General features: G+C 51.0%; 21 protein-coding genes and 1 pseudogene. 13 read left to right on the plus strand and 9 right to left on the minus strand.

The window, feature by feature from the left end; all coding sequences use genetic code 11:
• Positions 1-72: 72 nt before the first annotated feature.
• From yiaK to araD, 7 genes are all read left to right on the plus strand, one after another.
• On the plus strand, positions 73-1,071 hold the full coding sequence (gene yiaK / locus RS889_RS20835) for a 3-dehydro-L-gulonate 2-dehydrogenase (RefSeq protein ID WP_021014263.1): 999 nt from the start codon (positions 73-75) through the stop codon (positions 1,069-1,071).
• A 20-nt stretch (positions 1,072-1,091) separates the two neighbouring features.
• Positions 1,092-1,568, plus strand: coding sequence for a NanQ anomerase/TabA/YiaL family protein (locus RS889_RS20840; RefSeq protein ID WP_315708584.1), 477 nt, complete (start codon positions 1,092-1,094; stop codon positions 1,566-1,568).
• A gap of 429 nt (positions 1,569-1,997) precedes the next feature.
• On the plus strand, positions 1,998-3,350 hold the full coding sequence (locus tag RS889_RS20845; protein ID WP_315708585.1) for an MFS transporter: 1,353 nt from the start codon (positions 1,998-2,000) through the stop codon (positions 3,348-3,350).
• Positions 3,351-3,352: 2 nt separating this feature from the next.
• Positions 3,353-4,867 (plus strand): FGGY-family carbohydrate kinase, encoded by a 1,515-nt coding sequence (locus tag RS889_RS20850; protein ID WP_315711142.1) that lies wholly within the window; start codon positions 3,353-3,355, stop codon positions 4,865-4,867.
• Positions 4,864-5,514, plus strand: coding sequence for a 3-keto-L-gulonate-6-phosphate decarboxylase UlaD (ulaD, locus tag RS889_RS20855; protein WP_021014259.1), 651 nt, complete (start codon positions 4,864-4,866; stop codon positions 5,512-5,514). The genes RS889_RS20850 and ulaD overlap by 4 nt, the downstream gene beginning before the upstream one ends.
• 5 nt (positions 5,515-5,519) lie before the next feature.
• A complete protein-coding gene (locus RS889_RS20860) occupies positions 5,520-6,380 on the plus strand; it encodes an L-ribulose-5-phosphate 3-epimerase (RefSeq protein ID WP_315708586.1) in 861 nt (286 codons plus the stop codon).
• Positions 6,374-7,072 carry an L-ribulose-5-phosphate 4-epimerase gene (gene araD / locus RS889_RS20865; protein ID WP_021014257.1) on the plus strand — a complete coding sequence of 233 codons (699 nt, stop codon included), beginning with the start codon at positions 6,374-6,376 and terminating at the stop codon, positions 7,070-7,072. Before RS889_RS20860 ends, araD begins: the two co-directional genes overlap by 7 nt.
• Before the next feature lie 74 nt (positions 7,073-7,146).
• Here araD and RS889_RS20870 read toward each other — a convergent pair whose 3' ends face one another.
• Positions 7,147-7,848 carry a phosphohydrolase gene (locus tag RS889_RS20870; protein WP_315708587.1) on the minus strand — a complete coding sequence of 234 codons (702 nt, stop codon included), beginning with the start codon at positions 7,846-7,848 and terminating at the stop codon, positions 7,147-7,149.
• Positions 7,849-8,354: 506 nt separating this feature from the next.
• Here RS889_RS20870 and RS889_RS20875 point away from each other — a divergent pair.
• The gene (locus tag RS889_RS20875) at positions 8,355-9,572 is read left to right on the plus strand and encodes an MFS transporter (protein WP_315708588.1); all 1,218 of its coding nucleotides are present in this window, start codon (positions 8,355-8,357) and stop codon (positions 9,570-9,572) included.
• A 129-nt stretch (positions 9,573-9,701) separates the two neighbouring features.
• Complete coding sequence (locus RS889_RS20880) at positions 9,702-10,232, plus strand: chorismate mutase (RefSeq protein ID WP_021014254.1); 531 nt, start codon at positions 9,702-9,704, stop codon at positions 10,230-10,232.
• A 153-nt stretch (positions 10,233-10,385) separates the two neighbouring features.
• On the opposite strand, the gene RS889_RS20885 is transcribed toward RS889_RS20880, so the two are convergent.
• On the minus strand, positions 10,386-10,997 hold the full coding sequence (locus tag RS889_RS20885) for a mobile mystery protein B (RefSeq protein ID WP_315708589.1): 612 nt from the start codon (positions 10,995-10,997) through the stop codon (positions 10,386-10,388).
• Complete coding sequence (locus RS889_RS20890) at positions 10,994-11,461, minus strand: mobile mystery protein A (protein WP_315708590.1); 468 nt, start codon at positions 11,459-11,461, stop codon at positions 10,994-10,996. The genes RS889_RS20885 and RS889_RS20890 overlap by 4 nt, the downstream gene beginning before the upstream one ends.
• 725 nt (positions 11,462-12,186) lie before the next feature.
• Here RS889_RS20890 and RS889_RS20895 point away from each other — a divergent pair.
• The 4 genes and pseudogenes from RS889_RS20895 to RS889_RS20910 all read left to right on the plus strand — a co-directional run bounded on the left by RS889_RS20895 (position 12,187) and on the right by RS889_RS20910 (position 16,985).
• Positions 12,187-12,485, plus strand: a pseudogene (locus RS889_RS20895) (hypothetical protein).
• A gap of 174 nt (positions 12,486-12,659) precedes the next feature.
• Positions 12,660-13,655: a LysR family transcriptional regulator gene (locus RS889_RS20900; RefSeq protein ID WP_315708591.1), complete on the plus strand. Its 996-nt coding sequence runs from the start codon at positions 12,660-12,662 to the stop codon at positions 13,653-13,655.
• A gap of 266 nt (positions 13,656-13,921) precedes the next feature.
• Entirely contained in the window at positions 13,922-15,361 is a 1,440-nt protein-coding gene (gene aspA, locus RS889_RS20905; protein ID WP_021014250.1) for an aspartate ammonia-lyase, read from the plus strand.
• Between the two features lie 322 nt (positions 15,362-15,683).
• Positions 15,684-16,985 carry an anaerobic C4-dicarboxylate transporter gene (locus RS889_RS20910; protein ID WP_021014249.1) on the plus strand — a complete coding sequence of 434 codons (1,302 nt, stop codon included), beginning with the start codon at positions 15,684-15,686 and terminating at the stop codon, positions 16,983-16,985.
• Between the two features lie 128 nt (positions 16,986-17,113).
• On the opposite strand, the gene RS889_RS20915 is transcribed toward RS889_RS20910, so the two are convergent.
• The 6 genes from RS889_RS20915 to RS889_RS20940 are packed head-to-tail and all read right to left on the minus strand — an operon-like array spanning position 17,114 to position 23,750.
• Positions 17,114-17,911: an SDR family oxidoreductase gene (locus tag RS889_RS20915; RefSeq protein ID WP_315708592.1), complete on the minus strand. Its 798-nt coding sequence runs from the start codon at positions 17,909-17,911 to the stop codon at positions 17,114-17,116.
• A 40-nt stretch (positions 17,912-17,951) separates the two neighbouring features.
• Complete coding sequence (locus RS889_RS20920) at positions 17,952-19,454, minus strand: FGGY family carbohydrate kinase (RefSeq protein WP_315708593.1); 1,503 nt, start codon at positions 19,452-19,454, stop codon at positions 17,952-17,954.
• A complete protein-coding gene (locus RS889_RS20925; RefSeq protein ID WP_315708594.1) occupies positions 19,447-20,514 on the minus strand; it encodes an ABC transporter permease in 1,068 nt (355 codons plus the stop codon). The genes RS889_RS20920 and RS889_RS20925 overlap by 8 nt, the downstream gene beginning before the upstream one ends.
• Positions 20,515-20,531: 17 nt before the next feature.
• Positions 20,532-22,097: a sugar ABC transporter ATP-binding protein gene (locus RS889_RS20930; protein WP_315711144.1), complete on the minus strand. Its 1,566-nt coding sequence runs from the start codon at positions 22,095-22,097 to the stop codon at positions 20,532-20,534.
• 38 nt (positions 22,098-22,135) lie between these two features.
• On the minus strand, positions 22,136-22,771 hold the full coding sequence (locus tag RS889_RS20935) for a DUF2291 family protein (protein WP_315708595.1): 636 nt from the start codon (positions 22,769-22,771) through the stop codon (positions 22,136-22,138).
• Positions 22,772-22,814: 43 nt separating this feature from the next.
• Positions 22,815-23,750 (minus strand): D-ribose ABC transporter substrate-binding protein, encoded by a 936-nt coding sequence (locus RS889_RS20940; protein WP_315711146.1) that lies wholly within the window; start codon positions 23,748-23,750, stop codon positions 22,815-22,817.
• Positions 23,751-23,814 lie beyond the last annotated feature (64 nt).

A 23,814-nucleotide genomic window follows, 5' to 3' on the forward strand; every position in this document is an offset into this window, starting at 1 on the left:
TTACATATCACATAGTGAAATTTATAGAATAAAAAACGGACTATTCCATCAGCAGGGTAACAGGAGAGCCCAATGAAACTGACGTTTGAACAGTTAAAACTGGAATTTGAACGCGTACTGTTAGCAAGAGGTGTCGCAGCTGACACCGCCAATGAGTGTGCCACCATGTTCGCTCAGACCACCGAATCCGGCGTCTACTCCCACGGGGTTAATCGCTTCCCGCGCTTTATTCAGCAACTGGATAATGGCGACATTATTGCTGACGCCATACCGGAGCGGATACTGACGCTGGGTGCCATTGAACAGTGGGACGCTCAGCGGTCTATCGGTAATATTACCGCCCGCCACATGATGGAACGGGCGACCACATTAGCCGATCAACACGGTATCGGACTGGTGGCGCTGCGCAATGCCAATCACTGGATGCGTGGTGGCAGCTATGGCTGGCAGGCTGCGGAAAAAGGCTACATCGGCCTGTGCTGGACCAACTCCATTGCCGTGATGCCGCCATGGGGAGCCAAAGAGTGCCGTATCGGTACCAACCCATTGATCATCGCCATTCCTGGCGATCCCATCACGATGGTAGACATGTCAATGTCAATGTTCTCCTACGGCATGTTGGAAGTAAACCGGCTGTCCGGGCGCCAATTACCGGTCGATGGCGGATTCGACGATGATGGACAACTGACCCGGGAACCCGGCGTGATCGAGAAAAACCGTCGCATTCTGCCCATGGGATACTGGAAAGGCTCAGGACTCTCTATCGTGCTGGATATGATTGCCACCCTGCTATCGGATGGTGCCTCAGTGGCGGAAGTAACCCAGGAAAATAGTGATGAATATGGCGTTTCCCAGATTTTTATTGCTATCGAAGTTGACCGACTGATTTCGGGTGAAAGACGCGACGCCAAACTTAAACGCATTATCGAGTATGTAAAAACAGCTGAACGAGCCGATTCGAATATCGCTATCCGCCTGCCAGGCCACGAGTTTACCCGATTACAGGCAGAAAACCGCCGCAACGGTATCGAAGTAAATGACAGTGTGTGGGCCAAAATTCAGGCACTGTAACGGTAACAGAGGAATGGAAAATGCTATTCGGTCATATTAGTCAATCACCACCGTTTCCATTGCCAACCGCGCTAGTGCGAGGTTTAACATTTCTACGCACCACGAACTTTCAGATATTGCCCACCGGCCGCGTCGATATTGATGGCGACAAACTGTATGCCCAGATTATTGACCTGACAACACAACCTAAAGAACAGAATTTTCCGGAGGTTCATCGTCGTTACCTTGATATTCATTTTCTGGTCAGCGGTGAAGAAGCAATGGGTTACGCACCCGACAGTGGAGAAAACACCATTGCGGAATCTCTTCTGGAGGAAAGAGATATTATTTTTTACAGACCGATGGAAAACGAATCATTATTGGTAATGCAACCGGGAAATTACGCCATTTTTTTCCCGCAGGATGTGCATCGCCCGGCCTGTATTTATCGTCAGGAACAAGAAATAAGAAAAGTAGTGGTAAAAATAGCCATGACAGAAATAAATGCCAGTGGATAAACCAATATTATTCACTGGCATTTATGGTCAAGGGAGCCCTGGGTGATATTCCAGTGTAATACCTTACTCTGCTTTATAAATATGCCCAATAGATTTCAAGATGCAGGGTATGGCGAGAAAAAGTCCCGAATAACTTACCGGAGTAAGTTACTCGGCTGAAAAATTGCCGGAAGTATATTTCCACGCTACTTACAGCGGTCCTAAAGGAGCGAGGTTCAGGAATGGTCTGAATAATTAAACGTTGCTAACACATCTGCAATTGGAAAGATGACGAATATATACAGAATAAATTTCAATATAACGGGCATAGCTCACAGGTTCATTTGCCCTGCTTTATTTCCGGGCAGCTTCATAGCAGTTCATTTCCATCAGATGGGAATATAACGCATCTCCGTATTGATAAAAGAAAATAACATGGCATGGAGTAATATGAATATGAACGCAACAGCACTACAAAATACTATTCCTCACCATCGCTGGCTGAGGATTATTCCACCGATTCTGATTACCTGTATTATTTCCTATATGGACCGCGTGAATATCGCTTTCGCGATGCCGGGCGGTATGGACCAGGAATTAGGCATTACCGCGTCAATGGCTGGGCTGGCAGGCGGTATCTTTTTTATTGGTTATCTGTTTTTACAGGTTCCCGGCGGCAAAATCGCAGTACATGGCAGTGGCAAAAATTTTATCGGTTGGTCGCTGGTGGCCTGGGCAATTATTTCCATACTCACCGGACTGGTTACCCATGCCTGGCAACTCCTGACACTGCGCTTCGCACTCGGCGTGGCGGAAGGCGGCATGTTACCCGTGGTACTGACCATGATTAGCAACTGGTTCCCCGATAAAGAGCGGGGCCGGGCCAACGCCATTGTCATCATGTTCGTGCCGATTGCCGGTATGGTGACTTCCCCGCTTTCAGGCTGGATTATCGCCACACTGGACTGGCGCTGGTTATTCATTATTGAAGGCCTGCTCTCCATCGTGATACTGACACTGTGGATACTCACTGTCAGCGACCGTCCGCAAGAAGCCCGTTGGATAACACCCGCCGAGAAAAACTGGCTTATCCGCGTACTGGAAGAAGAGCAGCACACCATCGCCAGCAACAACATCAAAAATGCCTCGCTGGGAACAGTACTGTCTGAACCCATCATCTGGCAATTGATTGTACTGAACTTCTTCTACCAGACTGGAATTTACGGCTACACCCTGTGGCTACCCACCATCCTCAAAGGATTGACACACTCTGGCATGGAGAAAGTGGGAATGTTGGCGATTCTACCATTCGTCGGCGCCATGCTGGGAATGTACGCCATCTCATTACTCTCGGATCGTTCCGGCAAACGTAAGGTTTTCATCTTTCTACCCTTGCTGGGTTTTGCTCTGTGCATGCTCCTTTCCGTGGTTCTGAAACAACACATCTGGTGGTCCTACGCCGCACTGGTGGGCTGTGGCGTATTCCTGCAAGCCGCTGCCGGAGTGTTCTGGACTATCCCGGCCCGGTTATTCAATGCCGAATTGGCCGGGGGAGCACGCGGTGTCATCAATGCGCTGGGAAATCTGGGCGGTTTCTGCGGCCCCTATGCTGTTGGCCTGCTGATTACCTACTACAGCAAAGATGCGGGAGTCTACTGCCTGGCGCTGTCACTGGCAGTTGCCGCGCTACTGGCGCTGCTGCTGCCGGCCCGCTGCGATCAGCCGCATACCGCCGCGTCATCTTCACGCACTGCTCCTGAACATATTGGCGAATCACACCCGCAGGGCGCTGAAACAAGGTAACGATCATGGACTACTGGTTAGGCATCGACTGCGGCGGCACTTACCTGAAAGCCGGACTGTATGACAAACAAGGACAAGAACGCGGCATTAGCCGCCGCCCCTTGCCGGTCATCAGTAACCATCCCGGCTGGGCGGAACGTGATATGAACCAACTATGGTCCATCTGCGCAGAAACCATCGCCGACGTACTGCAATACCATCAGGTAGCGGGAGATCAGATCCGCGCGATTGGGATCTCAGCGCAAGGCAAGGGATTATTTTTGCTGGATAAACAACAGCGGCCACTGGGGAATGCCATCCTATCGTCCGATCGTCGGGCCATCACCATTGTGCAAAACTGGCAGCGTGATGATATCCCCCGAAAACTTTATCCGCTGACCCGCCAGACACTGTGGACCGGCCATCCGGTTTCACTGCTGCGCTGGGTCAAGCTACATCAGCCGGAACGCTACCACCAGATTGGCGCCGTCATGATGGCCCATGACTATTTGCGGTTTTGCCTTACCGGTCAACAAGGTTGTGAAGAAACCAATATCTCCGAGTCCAATCTCTACCATATGGAGGAAGGCCGTTATCACCCCACTCTTGCCTGTTGGCTAGGTATTGAGGAAATCAGTGATGTCCTGCCGCCGGTGGTCGGCTCGGCGGAAGTCTGTGGTGAAGTCACCCGCGACGTGGCCGCCCGAACCGGACTCGCCGCCGGCACACCGGTGGTCGGCGGTCTGTTTGACGTGGTTTCCACCGCATTGTGCGCGGGTCTGAAAGATGAATCGGCGCTAAACGCCGTGATGGGTACCTGGGCGGTGACCAGCGGCCTGACCGACAGCATTCTCAGTAATGAACCCCATCCCTATGTTTATGGCCGTTATGTCACGCCGGGGCAATACATCGTGCATGAAGCCAGCCCCACCTCATCCGCCAATCTGGAGTGGCTGACGCACCAATGGGGTATCAGCGGTTTCGATGAAATCAATCGGACTGTTGCCAGCCTGCCCAAAGCGGGTAGTGACGTACTGTTTATTCCCTTTCTCTATGGCAGCAATGCCGGGCTGGAAATGACCGCCGGGTTTTACGGCCTGCAATCAATCCACCAGCGAGAACATCTGTTACAGGCAGTCTACGAAGGGGTGATTTTCAGCCACATGACGCACCTGCAACGAATGCGCGAACGTTTTAACCGCGCCACCACACTACGTGTGACCGGCGGACCGGCACATTCCGACGTGTGGATGCAGATCTTCGCCGATGTCAGTGGTCTGCCAGTAGAACGGCCACAAGTGGAAGAAACCGGCTGTCTGGGTGCGGCGCTGGCCGCGCTGGTCGGTAGCGGCGCCTATCCGGATTTTGCCAATGCGCAAGCACACCTGCGCCATCCGGTCAGTGTGATCGAACCTGATCATCACGCCCAGAGCGCTTATCGGCACAAGCTGGCGCACTACCAGTTTCTCATTGAGGCGCTACAGGATTACCACACTCGATGCGCCGTACTGACTACCCCAAGGAGTACACCATCATGAGTCGACCATTGCTGCAACTGGCCCTGGACCATACCAGCCTTGACGCCGCGTTACAGACCACCGAAACATTGAAGCCGCATGTCGACATTATCGAAGCGGGCACCATTCTCTGTATTTCTCAGGGCATTCGGGTGGTTCGCCATCTGCGCGAACGTTGTCCTGACCATATTATTGTGGCGGACCTGAAAGTGGCGGATGCCGGAGAAACGCTAGCCAAACAGGCATTTGACGCTGGGGCCAACTGGATGACCGTGATCTGCGCTGCGCCGCTGGCAACCGTGGAACGTGCGCATGACATCGCCCAGCAGTATCAGGGGGAAATCCAGATCGAACTGTTCGGGCGCTGGACACTCAACGACGCCGAAACCTGGCGGGATATCGGCGTGAAACAGGCGATCTACCATCGCGGGCGTGATGCTCAGGCTAGCGGGCAAACCTGGAGCAAAGACGATCTGAACGCCATGACGTCACTTGCTGAGCTGGGTATCGAGCTTTCTATTACCGGCGGTATTACACCGGCGGATCTGGCGCTGTTCAGGGATATTCCGGTGCGGGCGTTCATCGCTGGCCGGGCACTCTCCGATGCCGTTGATCCGCCCGCCGTGGCAGCCGATTTTCATCAGCACATTTGTTCTATCTGGGGTTAACCGCCATGAGACAGCATCCGTTAGGCATCTATGAAAAGGCTTTACCAAAAAACCTTACCTGGCCGGAGCGATTGGCACTGGCAAAAAGCTGCGGTTTTGACTTCGTGGAAATGTCGGTAGATGAAACCGACGAGCGATTGTCCCGCCTGAACTGGACACGGGAACAGCGCGCCACACTGGTCAGCGCCATTCTGGAAAGCGGCGTCACCATTCCGTCCATGTGCTTGTCGGCACACCGTCGTTATCCGTTCGGCAGCCGAGATGAAGCCGTGCGTGAACGGGCGCGGGAGATCATGCTGCAAGCAATTCAACTGGCGCGGGATATCGGCATTCGCACTATTCAGCTGGCCGGCTATGATGTTTATTACGAACAGCAGGATGACGGCACCCAACAACGGTTCGCTGAAGGACTGACCTGGGCGGTGGAAAAAGCGGCCGCCGCACAAGTGATGTTGGCGGTGGAAATCATGGATACCGAATTCATAAACTCAATTACCAAATGGAAAGAATGGGATCGGCGCTTATCTTCCCCGTGGTTCAGTGTTTACCCTGATATCGGCAATCTCACCGCCTGGGGCAACGACATCCCCCATGAGCTGACACTCGGTATCGACCGTATTGCTGCCATCCATCTGAAAGATACTCACCCGGTTACCGCCACCTCGCAAGGGCAATTCCGCGATGTACCTTTCGGGCAAGGCTGTGTCGATTTTGTCGGTTTGTTTCGCAACCTGAAAAAGCTCAATTACCGCGGTGCATTCCTGATTGAGATGTGGACGGAAAAATCCAGCGAGCCACTACTGGAAATCATCAATGCCCGCCGGTGGATTGAAACTCGCATGCAGGAAGGAGGTTTCACATGTTAGAGCAACTGAAACAGCAGGTATGGGAAGCCAACCTGATGTTACCCCGACATCATCTGGTCACCTTTACCTGGGGTAACGTCAGTGCCGTCGACCGGCATGCCGGGCGGATGATAATCAAACCTTCCGGTGTGGAATATGAACAGATGAACGCCGAAGACATGGTGGTGGTGGATCTGGACAGCGGGAAAGTGGTGGAAGGTGACAAAAAACCGTCATCCGATACCGCCACCCATCTGGCACTCTATCAACGGTTTCCCGGCATCGGTGGTATTGTGCACACCCACTCCCGCCATGCCACCATCTGGGCACAGGCCGGGCTGGATTTACCCGCCTGGGGAACCACTCACGCCGATTACTTTTACGGTGCTATCCCCTGTACCCGGCTGATGACCGATGACGAAATTCATGGCGACTACGAGCGAGCCACCGGCGATGTCATTATCGAAACGTTCGTCAATCGCGGTATCGACCCGCTACAGATTCCCGCGGTGCTGGTCAACGCCCACGGCCCTTTTGCCTGGGGAAGCAATGCCGCTAATGCAGTACACAATGCCGTCGTGCTGGAAGAGTGCGCTTATATGGGCATTTTTTCCCGCCAACTGACACCCGCAATCGGCCCGATGCAATCCAGCCTGCTGGATAAGCATTACCTGCGAAAACATGGCGCTAACGCCTATTACGGGCAAAAATAGAATTGATACTACACCCGTTTCCCTGGAACAAATCAGGGGAACGGACGCGATCGGAACCGATCGCAACATCACCGTCAGGGATGCAATGAAAAGAGGCGTTCACGGACTTTAGCGTCCGATTCAAGCGGATCAGCGCCAATCTCACCGGCCAGCTTGGCCAGAAAATCCACCAGATACGCCGCATTAACCCGGGCAATGCGTTTCCCTTCCACGGTATGCATGGTTTGCGGCAACCCCAGCAGTTTCACCCGGAAATGATCGAGCGTATAGGATTGATCATCCAGCGGACGATCAAACGCAAAGGGATCTTGCGGTTCAAACAACGGTCTTTCCATCAGCCCTGCCACATAGAACACCCGAGCCAGGCCCAATGCCCCAAGCGAATCCAACCGATCGGCATCCTGTACAATTTTCGCTTCCAGCGTTTCCGGTGTTATGCCAGCACTGTAGCTATGCGCCGCCACCGCATGAGATACCGCACGGTAGAGCGTGGCTGGAAAATGGGGAAATTCGGTACGCAAAATCCGCAGGGTTTCTTCCGCGGCCATTCGCGATCCGTTTTTGCGTTCAGGATGATTCTTCGGCAGTGAAATAATATCGTGCAAATAACTGGCCGTGATAATCACCCGCAAGTCGCCACCTTCCGTTTGCTGAATACGTCGGGCATTGTTTACCACCCGCACCAGATGGCTATAATCGTGTGCGCCATCTTTTGAATCCGTCAACCGCTGCGCTATATAACGGCTTAAATCCTGTTCGAAGCTCAGAAAGTCCACACTTTTCTCCTATTACTGTAAATAAAGTATGACCTCAAAACATTTAGCCTGACACAGCTCTGTGACACTATGTGGAGTAAAAACATTATCTTTTATAGCACCTATTGTTATACCTCAGATAACTCAAGTTGTAGGAAGGCAGCAACAAAGTGAATCCCCAGGAGCTTACTCAAGTAAGTGTTCAGATGCGTGAGTGCAGCCAACGCGCATGCAACTTGAAGTATGATGAGGATAAAGGGCATATATTAATTCCAGACGAATTTCCTATGGCTATAGGCTAATTTTATAATAAGCAAGTAAATGGTTTTAATCCGCAACAGATAAATATGGCCAACTCAATAAATTGATATTTACTTTCCACACCACAAGTCACTATATTAGGTATAATCTGTAAAGCCGACTTATTTCCCGCTTATCGCGCGTTTCACTTTTGTGCAATACTGGATTAAGTTATTTTTTTAATTAAAAAAATTAACCTGATGAGAAATATCATTGGTAATTAAATCATGAATCGTGTTTTACTCTCTTTTTTATCTCTGGTTTTTATTGCCGATGGTTTAATGGTTTTTCTTATCCCGGTATTGGTTTATACCGAGACACAAAGTCTAACCTATTCCGGCCTCGCTTACGCTTTATGGTGGCTTCCCAGAATTATTCTGATTCCGACATTGGGATCATTTATCGATCGTTGGGGCGTCAGACCGATATCGATTGCTACCGATGCTATCAAATCATTGGGTTGTTTATTGCTCTGCCTGGTGTTGAACTTCGCGGACCAACCATTAACCATCGCCGTGACCGCTGGCCTGCTCGGCGCAGCTATATCCATTGGCAATGCTCAGACCATCGTCTCATTTGAAAAATTGATCGCCACACTCAGCCATCATATCGAACGGGATTCAAACCGGCTGACACGGTTGGACTTACTCGGCATGGTCGTAGGCCCGTTATTGGGTATGCTGCTTTATGAATACGGTTTTATGACACTGCTGTTCATCGCAGCAACACTCTATTTATGTAACGCTTACTATTTTCTTACTTTCAAAATGACTCCCGCATCAAATGTCAGCGATTTCATTGCCCATCCATCTTTCATTTCCTTACTCACTATATTGAAAAAACCGTTTATTCTTTTAATGGTGTTACTTGTTATGGGTAATAATATGTTTGATGGGTTAATTGAATCCGCTGGATCAGCAGTAATAGAAACCAGCATGGTATTGCCAGTAAAATATTTTGGCCTGATTGACATGTGTGCTGGTGCGATTGGTTTCCTGGCAACATTTTTTTATAGCACACTAATAAATCGATTAAACAAAGAGAGTCTGTTATTTATTGGACTTTGTACCATTATTGTGTCTTCCCTACTGCTATCCCGAACGCTGAATAATTTGATCGCGTTTCTCATTTTCTACTCACTGAGTACCGCGGGCAAAGTATTCACCGGTAACATTATGCGTGTTATGCGTATTGCCATTATCCCCCATGAAAAACTGGCCAGTGTTTCTTCAATCATGGTGCTGCTGAACCAATCCATTCTACCGTTTATGTGGTTGTTCCTGTTTTTGTCAGAACACTATTCATTGCCCATAACGTTATTCCTGCATATCGCCATTACCATTTCCCTGCTGGCCGGTATAGGAATGCTCTTTGCCTTGAGAAAAATCGATACCACGGCCCCCCATATTATCGCCACAGAAAAAGTAAAAACGGGTGATTTTTAGCACATGATAAACTTAGAAAAGCAATCATACTTTTTGTTACTTATTGGCTGGTTTGATTAATTGGGGATGTAACAATACAACGTTATTATCGCCTGCCTGTTTTCTTTCTCTCACCACCCAGGAGCCAATATGTTACGGAAAATGTGCCTTTTAACCTGCCTCATCAGTACCAGTGTTTTTGCCAGTGCGACACCCGATTTGTCGTCGCTCATTGACCAGCGTCTGAGCTATATGAAAGACGTGGCAGGATATAAAGCCGAACACCATCTGGCGATAGAAGATTTACAACAAGAAGCCAAAGTCCTCGAAGCTGGCCGTCAACAAGCCACGCAATATGGGCTGGATGCCAACTCGATAGCGCCTTTCATCCAGACGCAAATGGATGCAGCCAAAGCCATTCAGTATCGCTACCGCGCCGACTGGCTGGCCGTGCCGGAACAAGGTTGGCAACCTCGACCACTGGCCGATATTCGGGTCCAGCTTGGCAAACTCAATGGCAGCATTCTGCAACAGATTGCCCAAACACTACGTAAAGACGGCAATATGAATAGTCTGACCTACAGCCACTTTATGCATGTCGTTTCCCAGAAAAACCTCAGTAAACACGATAAAGAGCGACTGCTTTCCGCACTGAAACAGGCGAAACTGAAGAAAGATTAAAAATATTCCCCCGGCAATCAGTGCCGGGGCTGATGCCCACCTATCCCCCTTTCACTTATGCCGTAACATGCTTTTTGGTGTTGTCATACCGGATGCACGGAGAACATGCCATGCGACAATTTACCTTAATCGAATCAGACGTAAATTCTGAATTCAGGATAACGTGGCAAAGATGATTAGCCGAGCATACTGCCCACGGTCAGCTTCTCTTAATGCGTCAATATACGCTTTCCGGTGCTGATCCGGTGAAACCAGGTCATTTCCAGCATTGCCCCATGTAAAGAATCCTGAGCCCAAAACAACGCGTAAGGCATCACAAAATATGCGTGAATGGCGTCCATTCCCATTGGGAAAAGGATGGACCCAAACAATATCCCGGTGCAATCGCAGGCAAATCTCATCGACCGGAAATGTTTCATTTTCAACCCAGAATTTGACGTTATCCAGAATATTCCGTACTTGCGTAGAAATCATATGTGGTGGAGTGTTGCCGATGTTCACCTCTTTCTGCCGTAAGTGGCCTGCCCATTCCCACGTTTTATTAAACATCTGAAAGTGCAACTGCAAGCAAAAATCTACTGTTAAAACATCCGTATAGGTCAATTTTTGCCTGCTAAACCAAGTTAGTGCTTGTTGTATGTTAGATTTTTCGAACTCATTCAGATCCTCTCGCGTTTCGATATAAGAAGGAATAAGGCCTACCAGATCATCTGGGCTGAGTTCAGTCGCACCATCAGGCAGATTATCGTTGATTCCTTCGCTCATTTTATATCCCAGAAATCACGTGGCCATTTTTTGAGAAGTTCTTCTTTAATCTTGTCTCTATTGGTGCTCTGGAAAGTTGGCGAAGTCGACTGCTTTTCCAGGGACATATGAATTTCAGTGTAGCTGTTAAGAAAATCGGCTTTTTTGAAAGCCTGTTTCTCTCTTAACCCTTCAAGCGTATCGCCCTCTTTTGGTACAAAATAATAAACCACATCACAATTCAGCCCCTCAGCGACCTTCTCAAGGGTGTTTAACGTGAGTGAGCCCTCAACTTCGCCCTTCTCAATAAGCGAAACCCGAGACTGACTTAATCCAATTCGTTCTCCAAGGGCGCGGGTACTCATACCCAACGAGGTACGAATCAAGTTAATCCATCCCTTTTTAGGGAAGCGGATCTTTTTGCGGGAGTTCAGTTCAGTAATAATTTTATCTACCTGCTTGATTTGTAGATTTTTATCCCACATACGCCATACCTTTTATATTAAATATGAAATGTATTATGCAGTAATTAATATTATATATACAATTAATAAATAAAATATCATTGTGTATATACAATAAAATAGGTTTAATATGATGAGCAGACCACGACATTTTCTTACCGAAAGTGAAGACTAAGACCGCTCATTAGGCATCGCTGTAGCCTTAACATGCATTGTTAGCCCACACCATCCGTTCACCCGCTTTCTCCATAATTCGCTAAGTAAGCACTGCTGGCGCAGATCAAAGCCGAACGCGCCGTAGCCAACAAGCCTAAAGACACACCACTGCTGCATATTAGGGGAAACACAGGGGGAGGCTCCCGGCGGGACGCCTCACCCCTGTGGTCGACCCGTATATCTCGGACTGGCAGCTACGGGCTTTTACTTCGCTTTTGCGAACCGCATTACAAATCCGGCTACAGCACTGTTGTAAATCCATCCAACCACTTTCACTATTCACGCCGCCAGAATAAAGTAAACGTACTGCGGCAACACCCTCGGTCGGGCTTGGAATCCCCGAACATCTAGAACTGAAAACGCTTTGTTTTTTCAGGGGCTACGTGCACACTTTTATTCGTGGCTCAGGCAGGGCAACCGCAAGGTTGGCCGGTCGCTAGATCCGGAGTTCCAAACCTGTCTGGGTCATACCTTTAGTTTGGAACCTGAAGGCGTGATGACATAAATATCTAGCAATGGAAGACACAATCATAACGGACACACACGCCACAAACTCCAACAACTCCATCACCCTTTTCCGCGACCTGATCGCCTCGCTCCCCTTTCACAGCTCGATCACGTCCAACTCTGCGACCTCGGTGCCATTGCCGCCGAATCCGTCGAAGGCCTATGCCGCGGCCTCCACTACCTCGGCGACACGCTGGAAAACGACATCACCATTCCACCGGAAAACCTCGCCCAACTCAACGCCACCGCACACCTCATCCAGGCTCTGCTGGAAATCCGTAAACAGGCCGAACGCCACATTCCCACCCTAACTTCAGATTAACTACACCTAGTTATAAGAAAAAATTAATCAGTGATATGTTCTGTGTTTTTTTTGAAATGAGCCTATTAAGCTGGCATCAGTTACCACATCTGCCAGCAGGACATTATGAGGTAAACTACCGGTTTACCTCAGTGCTTCAACAAGCATGAACCTTGCACCGCAGACAATACAAAAATGGTTAAACGAACAATGTCAGCCAATAAATCGATCGATATGTATGCCGTCCACGTCTTTGTGACGATGGCGGAAGCAGGCAGCATGACTGCGGCAGCGACTCGATTAGGCCTGACGCCGTCTGCCGTCTCGCAAACGATCAGACTATTGGAAGAGGATTTTGGCGTCATGTTGGTCAATCGGGCAAGACGCCCGGTGGTGTTAACGCCGTATGGCATTGCATTGAAAAATCGGGGAGAAATACTGACCGAAGAGATCGCCAATCTGAAAGCACAGGTGCTGGAAGCTGGGAAAGGGATCAAACCCGACCTGCGCATCGGTCTGGTCGACTCCTTTGCCATCACTTGCGGCTCGGTGTTCACAAAACGCCTGATGAAGAGTTCATCCCAGTTGCTGATTCGTACCGGATTAAGCCCACAGCAGGGTGAAGCACTGATGCGGCGTGAACTGGATCTTATCGTCACCAGCGATCCATTGATAGATACCGACAGCGTGGTGCGTTATCGCCTGTTCTCTGAAGGTTACTTCATTATTACACCCCCAGATTACCGCAAACGTATCAAGACAATAGAAGATATTCGTGAACTATCTGCCGCGTTACCGCTGGTAAGGTTTAACCGAAACTCACAGATCGGCATGCAGATTGAACGCTATCTACGCAGAATCGATATTCGTGTCCCCAATATGCTCGAATTTGATAACGCAGATACTTTAACGTCGATGGTGGCAGCAGGAATCGGCTGGGCTGTGACCAGCCCAATCAGTTTTCTGCAATCAGAAACCTATTCCCGACAGGTTTTGACGCATATGCCAGAGCAACTGAATATAAAACGGTCACTGTATATTGTCGGTCATCGTGATGAGTACAGCGCTTTCTTTGACGAAGCTTGTGATGTGACACATGAAATAATCAAAACCGTATTTATTCCAAAGCTGGAGAACCTTAATCGGGGAATAGAAAAACTGGTTTCCATGGATCCAGAGAACACGGAATAGAATATTTACTACATCTTCAATAATTAGGAGCACTACAACCAACACACCTACGAATTGAAAGATATAAGGATGCAGATTAATTGCCCGCGTTTGTCGGGGCTGGTCATCCTGATGAAAATAATTACCCAATCATGATTTTCTGAAAAATCGTGATGGCTGAGTATCACCCTATGAATCAGCGAGCCGTATCTCCAAATGTGACTGATTAACGACTCGCGATTTTAATACTATCCAATGTAATCAAGTAAGTTAAAGGAATAATGGTTATGTCAAATAACATCCGTATAGAAGAAGATCTGCTAGGTACTCGTGAAGTTCCTGCTAATGCGTATTATGGGATCCACACACTTCGGGCTATTGAAAACTTTTATATTAGCGACAACACAATCAGTGATATTCCAGAATTTGTGCGCGCCATGGTGATGGTGAAAAAAGCGGCAGCATTGGCAAACCAGGAATTGAAAACTATTCCACGAAAAATTGCCGACACTATTATTCAAGCCTGTGATGAAGTACTGAATAACGGCAAATGCCTGGATCAGTTTCCTGTCGATGTCTATCAAGGCGGTGCGGGAACATCAGTAAATATGAACACCAATGAAGTGCTGGCGAACATTGGTCTGGAGTTGATGGGGCATAAAAAAGGCGAATATCAATACCTCAATCCGAACGACCATCTGAACAAATGCCAGTCCACCAACGATGCCTACCCGACCGGCTTTCGCATCGCGGTGTACAGCTCCATCCTGAAACTGGTGGAAGCGATCACTCAACTGGGTCAAGGGTTTGAGCGTAAAGCCAAAGAATTTGAAACTATCCTGAAAATGGGCCGTACCCAGTTACAGGATGCGGTTCCGATGACACTGGGCCAGGAATTCCATGCTTTCAACATCCTGCTGAAAGAAGAAAACAAAAACTTGCTGCGTACCGCAGAACTGCTGCTGGAAGTAAATCTGGGCGCAACGGCCATCGGTACACGTTTGAACACCCCTGATGAGTACCAGCACCTGGCGGTACAACATCTGGCGAAAGTCAGCGGATTACCCTGTGTCCCTGCCGAAGATCTGATCGAAGCAACGTCCGACTGCGGTGCCTATGTGATGGTTCACAGCGCACTCAAACGTCTCGCCGTAAAACTGTCGAAAATCTGTAATGACCTGCGTCTACTCTCTTCCGGTCCGCGCGCCGGTCTGAACGAAATCAATCTGCCAGAATTGCAGGCCGGTTCTTCCATTATGCCCGCCAAGGTTAACCCGGTAGTGCCGGAAGTCGTGAATCAGGTGTGCTTCAAAGTTATTGGTAATGACACTTGCGTAACGATGGCGGCAGAAGCGGGTCAGCTACAGTTAAACGTCATGGAGCCGGTTATCGGCCAAGCCATGTTTGAATCCATCAAGATTCTGTCGAATGCGTGCTGTAACTTGCTGGAAAAATGCGTCAACGGCATTACTGCCAATAAGAGCGTGTGCGAAGCATATGTCTTCAACTCCATCGGTATCGTGACGTACCTGAACCCGTTCATCGGTCATCATAACGGCGATATCGTCGGGAAAATCTGCGCCGAAACCGGTAAGAGCGTACGCGAAGTGGTACTAGAACGCGGCTTGTTAACCGAAAGCGAACTGGATGATATCTTCTCTATCCAAAACTTGATGCATCCGGCCTATAAGGCGAAACGCTGCACCGACGAAAAAGAATCCGTTTAACTACCTTTTCTTAATCACCACGGCTGGCACAGGAGTATTCAATTCCTGTGCCTTTACTGAAAAATAAAAAACCATAAAAATCAAAATAATATCTATATACCCAATAAATTTCGAGTTGCAGGAAGGTGGCAAGTGAAGAAATCCCGATGCATTTACCAAGGTAAGTAATTCGAGCGACAAATCTGCCAAGAACAGAGTTAAACGCTGCTTCCAGCGGCCTCGAAGAGGCAAAACCCAGGGATAGGCCGAGTAATTGAGTGATACCAACGCACCTGCAACTTGAAAGATCACGGGTATATTAAATTGTTTTAAGGAGCATTGTATGCTGGTCTTGGAACTCATTGTCGTGCTGCTTGCCATCTACCTGGGCGCACGCCTTGGTGGTATTGGCATCGGTTTTGCCGGAGGACTGGGAGTCTTGATTCTTACTCTTGGCTTTCACATAAAACCGGGCGCGATCCCTTTTGATGTCATCGAAATTATCATGTCCGTTATCGCCGCTATCGCCGCCATGCAAGTGGCGGGCGGCATGGATTATCTCGTCAGTCTGGCTGAAAAACTGCTGCGTCGTCAGCCTAAGTACGTTACCTTTCTGGCCCCGCTGGTAACCTATTTCATGACACTGCTGGCCGGTACGGGGCATACCGCGTTCTCTACGCTGCCAGTGATTGCAGAAGTGGCGAAAGAACAAGGAATAAGGCCTTCGCGTCCACTGTCGATTGCCGTTGTCGCTTCTCAGGTGGCGATTACCGCCTCACCTATTTCAGCGGCTGTCGTGTTTGTCGCCGGGATCCTGGAGCCGCACGGTGTCAGTTATCTGATGCTGTTGGGCATTTGTATTCCCACCACGCTGGCCGCCGTCTTGCTGACCGCCATCGTCACCAACTTTTTGGGTAAAGAGTTGAAAGATGATGAGGTTTATCTGGAACGGTTGAAAAAGCACGAAGTGACGCTACGCAGCACAAGCAAACTGGAGATACAACCCGGTGCAAAACTGTCTGTACTGTTATTCCTGCTCGGCATTATCGCCGTTGTGTTTTATGCCACGGCGATCAGCGATACCGTCAAGCTGATTGCTCATCCTGTATTACCACGGAATGAAGCAATCGTAGTGTTCATGCTGACGATCGCCACGCTTATCTGCATCACCTGTAAAATTGATACCAGCAGAGTGCTGTCAGCCAGTACATTCAAATCAGGGATGAGTGCGTGTGTCTGCGTGATGGGTGTCGCCTGGCTGGGTGATACCTTCGTCAAAGCGCATATCACCGATATTCAGGAAACAGCGGGAACACTCTTGCAAAGCTACCCATGGATGCTGGCTATCGTATTGTTTTTTGCCTCCATGCTGCTCTATTCGCAGGCTGCAACAGCCAAAGCATTGATGCCTGCCGCATTGCTGCTTGGCGTCTCTCCTGTAACAGCGGTCGCGTCGTTCGCTGCGGTATCCGCTCTGTTCGTCTTACCAACCTACCCGACCTTGCTGGCCGCCGTAGAAATGGATGACACAGGATCAACCCGCATCGGGAAATATGTGTTTAATCATTCGTTCATTATTCCGGGCGTGCTGACAATTACGCTCTCGGTCATCTTTGGGTTTATTCTCGGCAATATCCTGCTGTAGCCCGCAAACGCGCTGACTAACCACTTATTGCGCGCCGAACCGGACAGGCGGCACCGCACTGAAGGGATAACATGAAGAAGCCAGATTATCTGGCTTCTTCATGATGTGCGACGGTGATAATCAATCCTTCACGACATGATTAACCCACCGTCCACGTTAATGGTCTGTCCCGTAATGTAACGGGCATCGTCCGAAGCCAAAAACGCTACCAGCCCTGCCACATCCTCGGGTTTACCCGCACGCTTCAGGGGGATGCCCTCCACCCACTCCGCCATCAGTTCGCCTTTGGCATACCGTTTGGCGTCCGTACTGAGGATCTCCCCCCATACCCGGTCGTTATAGTCCCACATTTCACTGTCGATAATACCGGGACAAAACGCGTTGACCGTGATATTCCACGGCGCCAGCTCTTGCGCCAGACTCTGGGTAATGCCAATAACGCCCATCTTGCTGGCCGCATAATGTGGTGTATAGACAAACCCTTTGCGTCCCTGACCGGAAGACGTGTTAATCAGACAGCCGCTATGCTGCTTCACCATATATTTCGCGGCTTCACGGCAACACAACCAGACGCCGGTGGTGTTCACCGCCAGGACTTGCTCGAAGTCGCTCTTCGGCATTCGGTCAAAATAATCGATGGTGATCACACCAGCGTTCTGCACCGAAATATCGATATGACCGAAACGCGCTGACGCCTGCTGATACAGATTCTGTACCTGCGCCTCATCCGTCACGTCCACCAACAAGGGGAGTATCGCCACATCATGGCGTTCCCGAAGGTGGTCGGCAGTTTCAAACACCCGTTCGGCATTGGACACCATCACCAGATTGGCGCCCTCATGCGCAAAACGATCAGCAATCCCGGCGCCAATCCCCCGGCATGCGCCAGTGATCACGACGATCTTGCCCTGAAAATTTCGTTGCATTTCTCTCTCCAATATTGCGCTAAACGTGGATCGTCAGACGCTACGCTCCCGTCCATAGTGTGCGTTGCACCGCGGAGCGCCATCCTTGCCAACAGGTCTGATAATGCTGATGCCGCGCCTCATCTGGTTGCCAGGTATCATGAGCAGGCAACAGCGCTTCCAGTTGGGTATCACTCAAACCGCCCAGTATGCGACGAGCCAGCAGCCCGGCCCCCAACGCCGACAGCTCGGTGGTGACACTGCGCGCCACTGGACAACCCAACAGATCCGCCTGGAACTGCATCAGCCAGGGGTTCCGCGTCGGCCCGCCATCTACCATCAATGTGCTCAAATGAAAGTCCGGATGTTGTTTCATGGCCTCAATCACATCCGCAATCTGATAGGCAATCGCCTCCAGTGCGGCACGCGCCAGATGCACCGGTCCGCTACCACGGCTCAGGCCGCAGATCACCCCTCGGGCTTGCCCGTCCCACCAGGGTGCCCCCATCCCGGTCAGCGCCGGAACAAAATAGACCCCCTCGGTGGACTCAATGCTGGCGGGCAGCGTCTGTAATAACGCCGCCAACTCCGCCTTTGGTAACGAATGAAAACCGGTCGCCTGTAACATCCACGCCACCCCATCGCCGGTATGAGGAATATTGCCTTCCAGCCCATATACCGGATGAGCGCCATCGTGCCAGGCCACCGTGGTCGCCAGTTGAGTAATGCGGGTATCCGGCATGCCAAGGGGAGCCATGACCGATGATCCAGTGCCATAAGTTGCCTTCACGCCGCCCATTCGTCCCAGACCATGCCCATAAAGCGCGGCATGGGAATCGCCTACCATCGCCAAAATCGGAATACCGTCCGCAATCCCAGCTACGCCGTGAGTGACACCGAAATCCCCTGCCGAGGATGAAATATCCGGTAATGCCGCTCGCGGAATGCCGAACAGCGCCAGCATGCCGTCATCCCAGGTTAACTGGTGCAGATTCAGTAACTGTGTACGCGCGGCATTGGAGAGATCGCAACGAAATTGCTGTCCCTCAGTAAGATGCCATAACAGCCAGGCATCAATAGTGCCGAGACAAATTTCTCCGTTGGCGGCACGCACATGCCCCTCCGGCGTGTTGTCCAGCAGCCAGCGCATCTTGGAACCAGAGAATAGCGGCGCAACGGGTAACCCGGTCACGGAGCGAATCCATTCCTCCTGTCGATCACACTGGAGTTGCTCGCAAAACGGCGCGGAACGTGAGCATTGCCAGGTCAACGCAGGGGAAATAGGTTGACCATTGTCCCGTCGCCAGCCGATCACAGTCTCCCGTTGGTTACTGATCGCCAGCGCGGCAACACGCCATTCCCCCACCTGAGCGATCACGTCACGCACCACCGCCAAGGAACCTGCCAGCAATGCCTCACCATCCTGCTCTACCCAACCGGCCTGAGGTGTAATCAGCGCCAGTGGCTGAGACGTATTGGCGATCACCTGTCCGCTGGCGTTAATCGCCACCGCCTTCACGTTACTGGTGCCTTCATCCAGAGCAATGATGATATCCCTAGACATGACTCACCTCGGATAGCGGATTAACCGCCTGCTTTTTCTCATGACGACGCATCATGATTACCTTGTTTTGCAAACGCTGCTGGAACTGATCGATGACCACGGCGGTGACGATCACCAGCCCTTTGATCACCATCTGCCAGAAATCGCTGACGCCCATCATCACCATACCGTCGGCCAGAAACACGATGACGAACGCGCCGATTATCGATCCGGAGACCCGCCCGCGCCCACCGGCCAGTGCCGTGCCACCCAATACAGTGGCGCCGATGGCGTCCATTTCGAACATGTTGCCGGTCATCGGGTGAGCGGTCTGCAACTGAGACGCCACCACCAACCCCACCAACCCTGCACACAGTCCGGAAAAGGCGTAGACAAAAATCTTCACATTAATGATCGGTACCCCCGCCAGCCTGGCGGCAGATTCATTACCGCCAATGGCGTAGATATAACGGCCCAACGGGGTTTTGCGCGTCAGGTACAAACCGAGCAACAGGAAAATCACCATCAGCCAGATCGGCAGAAAAATGCCTAACACAGAGCCGGAGCCAAGAAACGCAAAACCGGTGTTGCCCAACGCTGGTATACCGTTGAGATTGGCATAGGTTCCGCCGTCGTTGAACAGCAGCGCGGCACCTCGGGCGACGTACATCATGCCGAGGGTACAGATGAACGGCGCAACCCCAAGCCGAGTAATCACCACCCCGTTCACAAACCCAATCAGCACGCCAAACAACGCCACCACCACAATCACTTCCGGTACGTTGAGAAACAGGAGATTGCCTCCCCACAGCGGGATACCATTGGTCAACAGTGCCCCGGCTACCATGCCGCAGATCCCCGCAACTGCCCCGACAGACAGATCAATACCACTAGTGAGGATCACCAACGTCATGCCGATCGCCAGCAGACCGGTAATCGCCACATGTTGTGTCATGATCAGCAGGTTAGAGGTGGTGAGAAAGTTCGGGACCATAACGCTGAAAAAACCCACCACAATCAGCAACGCGATAAACGTTCTAGCTTTCAGCAAGTACATGTAAAGCATATATTTTTGATTCATAGTCAACTCCGGCCAGTTTATGCGTGGGGGGTAGAAGCGTTGATCAGCGCCTCTCGCGTTGCCTGTTCGCGGGGCAAGTCCGCCATGATGCGCCCGTCAGCCATCACCAGAATGCGATCAGCCAGTGCCATCACCTCATCAAGCTCCGACGAGGAAAACATGACTGATAACCCCTGCTGAGCCATACGACCAATCAGGTGATACACATCCGTCTTGGCACCCACATCGATACCGCGAGTCGGCTCATCCAACAGCACCACATGCGGGTTGGTCATCAGCGCCTTACCCAACACCACCTTCTGCTGGTTCCCACCCGATAACGAGGTAATCGGCAGTTCGGTATCTCCTGCTTTGATGGCGAGTTGTCGCACCATCTCGTTCACCCGCCGATCCTCGTTTGCGGATTTCAACCAGGACCAGGCTCGCCAGAAACTGCACAGACTGAACGAAGAGAGCATCATGTTGGCTTTGATGGACATTAACTGCACCACGCCCTCTTTCTGCCGATCTTCCGGCACCAGCGCGATGCCTTTTTTCAGTCGTTGCTGGAAACTGAGGCGATCAAGGTTATCGCCATTCAGGCACACACTGCCCTGCTGACACGGCATCAGCCCAATCAGCCCTTTGAACAGTTCGGTACGTCCGGATCCCAGCAGGCCGTAAATCCCCACCACTTCCCCTTTATGCAGGTTGAAAGAGACATCATGAAGGCAGTAACCGCCGCTCTGATGCAGCGCCGTCACCCCCTGTACCGCCAGGACGCTTTCTCCTTGCGGCGCGGGTTGATAATCAAAATGTTTTTTCTTGTCGCCCACCATCTGTTCAATGATCCAGGGCACGCTGGCGTGGCGTACTTCCCGTTCAGCGATAAAACAGCCATCGCGGAAAATGGTGATGTGATCGCCAATCTCCATCAGCTCTTCCAGTCGATGGGAGATATAGATGATAGTGACGCCACGCCGCTTGAGCTGTTCAATTACGCCAAACAGGATCTTCACTTCAGACTGGCTCAGAGCGGACGTTGGTTCGTCCATGATCAACACCCGGGTATCCTTGGACAACGCGCGGGCGATCTCCACCAGTTGCTGATGGCCGATGCCCAGCTCGCCGAGCAGCATGTGCGGGTCGATATCCAGCTCCAGCCGTTGCAGCAATGTCGTCGCCAGTGCGTATTGATACTTTTCGTTGATCACGCCACGTTGAAAAAACTCGTTCGCAATGAATATATTGTCCATGACGCTCATATTGGGAAACAGGTTCAGCTCCTGAAAAATAATGCTGATCCCCTGTTTTTCCGCCTGATGGGTCGAATCCAGCGTCACTGGCACGCCATCCAGCATAATCTGCCCTGACGAGGGCATCTCAACCCCCGCCAGCATTTTCATCATAGTGGATTTGCCCGCGCCATTTTCGCCGATCAGCACATTCACCTTGTTGCGATAGACCTTGTAATTGACCTGATCGAGCGCGGTTACGCCAGGATAAACGCGTGACAGGTTACGTGTTTCAATGATCACTTCCGGTTCAACGTCAGCCAGCGCCGCCGGTTGTGCGTTAGATACGGCAGGCGCGTCGGACGCCATCACAGTCGCCAGTCTCATCGGTACGATCATGTCTGCCATCATCCCTCCTTGCCATCACGCGTTATCTGTGCCGGAGTGATATCTGGCACGGTCTGAGGGATATCCCAACTGCTGAACACGCCACTAACACTCAGTCGATCGCCTACGTTGGGATGGACCGACCGGATCATCGTCAGTGCCTGCTGATTGATGACGCGGCCAAAGTCTCCGTACAACACCTGATCATTAAAATCCTGATATCCTATGCCTTTGTAGCCATCTCGCAGTTCGGTGCCACGGAGCGTTGGCCCCAGTTGCACCGTAATGCTTTCACCGCTGACGTCTTGAATCACCATCTTGCCGTTGCGCGAGGTGGTATCAATGCTCGTCACGGTACCGGTGACACGAACGGTGAAGATGCATGGCGTCTCATCCTGCGCGCGATAACCAAATTTTTTACAGGCACTATCCATCTCTTTGGCGGCGTGCAGATCGCGCATCACATCGGAGACGGGCCGGGCCTCGCTCACCACTTGCGGCACAATCTTCTGCTGCCAGGTCTTGTTGATGTTCGCCAGATAAGGGTTAGGGGGATGCTTCAGGTCGGCCAGCTCCTGCTGCGACACGATGCGGCAACCGCCCAATCCCAGAATGACTAATGCCAGCCAGACGGGTCTGGACCTCTTTGCGGACATATCTCTCTCCTTTGCGCCCCTGCAGGGGCGCAACAGCGTAGCCTCAGGACTTGAAATTGAAGTCTTGTACCTTGTTCGCGTTTTCCGGCGTGATCAAAATGCCGCGGAACATGACGCGCTGTTTAGCGGGTTTCTCACCCTTTTGGAGATAATTGTCGAGGTCGGTGACGCCCTGGGCGGCGATGGACTGGGCTTGCAGCATCACGGTGGCTTTCAGCGAACCTTCTTTCACCGCATCACGCTCGTCATTACTGCCGTCGATACCGACCACCACCACATCATTACGTCCGGCGGCTTTCAACGCGGCGATAGCGCCCAACGCCACCGGGCCGTTGCCACAGATCACTCCTTTCACGTCTGGATGCGCCTGCAGAATGCTGTCCATGATACGCTTGCCATCAATCAAGGTGCCTTTAGCATCCTGGCGGGCTATGCTGGTCATGTCCGGGTATTGATCAAGCACCTGATGGAAGGATTTGGAACGGGTCACGCAGTTGTTATCCGCCAGACTACAGGTCAGCTCGGCATACTTGCCTTTTTCACCCATTTTTTCGACGAACACGTTGGCGACATCTGAACCCGCCTGGAAGTTATTGTGGGTAATTTGCACCAGCGCCACGCCATCAACCGGGATTTCACGGTTGATCAACACTACCGGAATACCGGCATTTTTGGCTTTCTTAATCGCGGCGACGCTGGCAGTGGAGTCGGCGTTATCCAGTATGATGCCTTTGACTTTCTCACCGATAGCGGCATCGATCAGCTCACTCTGTTTCTTTACGTCCTCGCCGTGCGACAGCACGGTAGTCTTGTAACCCAGTTCCTGTGCCTTCTTGTCCGCCCCTTTGGCTTCCGAGGCGTAATAAGGATTATCCAACGAGTTGACCATAATCATGATCGTGCCTTTTCCCGCCGCGTGGGCAGTCAGCGACAAGACACTGGTGATGGCAACAGCTAACAGCTTTGAACGCAATTTCATCATTATATTCTCTCTTTCTTAGTTATTGTCGGGGTACAGCGAAACGGCGTAATCAATGGTTTTC

It is taken from the genome of Brenneria uluponensis, assembly GCF_032395385.1.
Taxonomy (GTDB): domain Bacteria; phylum Pseudomonadota; class Gammaproteobacteria; order Enterobacterales; family Enterobacteriaceae; genus Prodigiosinella; species Prodigiosinella aquatilis.

Coding starts and splice junctions, on each gene's coding strand:
- yiaK (WP_021014263.1), top strand. CDS start 73: ATGAAACTGACGTTTGAACAGTTAAAACTGGAATTTGAACGCGTACTG.
- RS889_RS20840 (WP_315708584.1), top strand. CDS start 1,092: ATGCTATTCGGTCATATTAGTCAATCACCACCGTTTCCATTGCCAACC.
- RS889_RS20845 (WP_315708585.1), top strand. CDS start 1,998: ATGAATATGAACGCAACAGCACTACAAAATACTATTCCTCACCATCGC.
- ulaD (WP_021014259.1), top strand. CDS start 4,864: ATGAGTCGACCATTGCTGCAACTGGCCCTGGACCATACCAGCCTTGAC.
- RS889_RS20860 (WP_315708586.1), top strand. CDS start 5,520: ATGAGACAGCATCCGTTAGGCATCTATGAAAAGGCTTTACCAAAAAAC.
- araD (WP_021014257.1), top strand. CDS start 6,374: ATGTTAGAGCAACTGAAACAGCAGGTATGGGAAGCCAACCTGATGTTA.
- RS889_RS20875 (WP_315708588.1), top strand. CDS start 8,355: ATGAATCGTGTTTTACTCTCTTTTTTATCTCTGGTTTTTATTGCCGAT.
- RS889_RS20880 (WP_021014254.1), top strand. CDS start 9,702: ATGTTACGGAAAATGTGCCTTTTAACCTGCCTCATCAGTACCAGTGTT.
- RS889_RS20885 (WP_315708589.1), bottom strand. CDS start 10,997: ATGAGCGAAGGAATCAACGATAATCTGCCTGATGGTGCGACTGAACTC.
- RS889_RS20890 (WP_315708590.1), bottom strand. CDS start 11,461: ATGTGGGATAAAAATCTACAAATCAAGCAGGTAGATAAAATTATTACT.
- RS889_RS20900 (WP_315708591.1), top strand. CDS start 12,660: ATGGTTAAACGAACAATGTCAGCCAATAAATCGATCGATATGTATGCC.
- aspA (WP_021014250.1), top strand. CDS start 13,922: ATGTCAAATAACATCCGTATAGAAGAAGATCTGCTAGGTACTCGTGAA.
- RS889_RS20910 (WP_021014249.1), top strand. CDS start 15,684: ATGCTGGTCTTGGAACTCATTGTCGTGCTGCTTGCCATCTACCTGGGC.
- RS889_RS20915 (WP_315708592.1), bottom strand. CDS start 17,911: ATGCAACGAAATTTTCAGGGCAAGATCGTCGTGATCACTGGCGCATGC.
- RS889_RS20920 (WP_315708593.1), bottom strand. CDS start 19,454: ATGTCTAGGGATATCATCATTGCTCTGGATGAAGGCACCAGTAACGTG.
- RS889_RS20925 (WP_315708594.1), bottom strand. CDS start 20,514: ATGAATCAAAAATATATGCTTTACATGTACTTGCTGAAAGCTAGAACG.
- RS889_RS20930 (WP_315711144.1), bottom strand. CDS start 22,097: ATGGCGTCCGACGCGCCTGCCGTATCTAACGCACAACCGGCGGCGCTG.
- RS889_RS20935 (WP_315708595.1), bottom strand. CDS start 22,771: ATGTCCGCAAAGAGGTCCAGACCCGTCTGGCTGGCATTAGTCATTCTG.
- RS889_RS20940 (WP_315711146.1), bottom strand. CDS start 23,750: ATGAAATTGCGTTCAAAGCTGTTAGCTGTTGCCATCACCAGTGTCTTG.